We start from the raw sequence: 1,304 nt of genomic DNA, 5'->3' as shown, positions 1-1,304 counted from the left end.
CTGTAAGCTCCCCCAAAGTTCGGCCATGTAGTTAGAGTTAACAAAGGCTGAAGATGTTAACTTTAAATTTTAATACATGAAAAAGCGATTTACCGAAAGCCAGATAGTGGCTGCGATTAAGAAACAGGAAAGCGGTATAGCAGTAAAAGAAATTACCCGTGAACTTGGCATCAGTGATGCTACCTTTTATAATTGGAAAGCGAAGTATGGAGGTATGGAAGTAAGTGATGTTGCCAGAATGAAAGCAATGGAATCAGAGTTGAGTGAGTACAAAAAGATAGTAGCAGAATTAAGTCTGGAGAACCGGGCCATGAAAAACTTCATTGAAAAAAAGTTGTAACGCCGCAGGAGAAACGGGAAGCTGTTCAGCACTTTGTTGATCAGGAACAGCTAAGTAACCGTAAGGCGTGTAAACTGATGGGTATATCCCGAACGACCTGTCAGTATAAAGCAAAACCCAAAGATGACAGCGAATTGCAAGCAGAGCTGACGGCGCTAACCACCAAACATGCAGCTATTGGTTTTTGGCAATGCTGTTATCGACTTTGGAATAGAGGTCACTGGTGGAATCATAAAAGAATTTACAGAGTTTATACAGCAATGAAGTTGAATATCCGTCGGCGATCAAAGAAGCGTTTACCGGAAAGAGTAAAACAGCCATTAACCCTGCCTACAGCACCAAATCAGATGTGGAGCATTGATTTTATGAGCGACAGCCTGGTGGATGGAAGAAAATACCGGTTGTTTAATGTAATGGATGATTTTAACCGGGAGTCCCTGGCCATTGAAGTAGATACTTCTTTGCCATCACTCAGGGTCATAAGGGTGCTTGAAAGACTGATAGCAACAAGAGGCTGCCCCGCCAGTATCCGCTGTGATAATGGCCCGGAGTTCATTAGTCATAAACTGGAAGAGTGGTGCAATGATCAAAGAAGAAGAATCACCTTGCAATTTATTCAACCAGGCCGCCCCATGCAAAATGCCTACATCGAAAGAAAGAACGGAAGCGTAAGACGAGAATTACTGAACGCTTACCTGTTTTATAGCCTTGCAGAAGTAAGAGAAATGAGTGAAGAGTGGAGAAATGATTACAACACTGAGCGGCCGCATAAATCATTGGGCTATCTGTCGCCCATAAAATATGCTGCAATAAAAAACAACAAGACAGCTTTATCCACACCGGCAAGCGGAAATCATTTACAAATTGAAGCGCAGCCGGTCGTGGATAAAGCGGCGGATAACAAAAAGAAAATTACATTTGAAAACTCTAATTAACCCTGGCACTAAAATAAGGGGAGCTTACA

At 42.3% G+C, this 1,304-nt stretch carries 1 pseudogene; it reads left to right on the top strand.

Features of this window, described 5'->3' with window-relative positions:
- Nucleotides 1-76 precede the first annotated feature (76 nt).
- Nucleotides 77-1,149: pseudogene (locus tag P2W73_RS26330) on the top strand (IS3 family transposase); the annotation flags it as partial.
- Nucleotides 1,150-1,304: the final 155 nt, after the last annotated feature.

It is taken from the genome of Terrimonas pollutisoli, assembly GCF_029360765.1.
In the GTDB taxonomy this organism is placed as follows: domain Bacteria; phylum Bacteroidota; class Bacteroidia; order Chitinophagales; family Chitinophagaceae; genus Terrimonas_B; species Terrimonas_B pollutisoli.
This window is presented reverse-complemented; position numbering and strand designations above follow the sequence as displayed.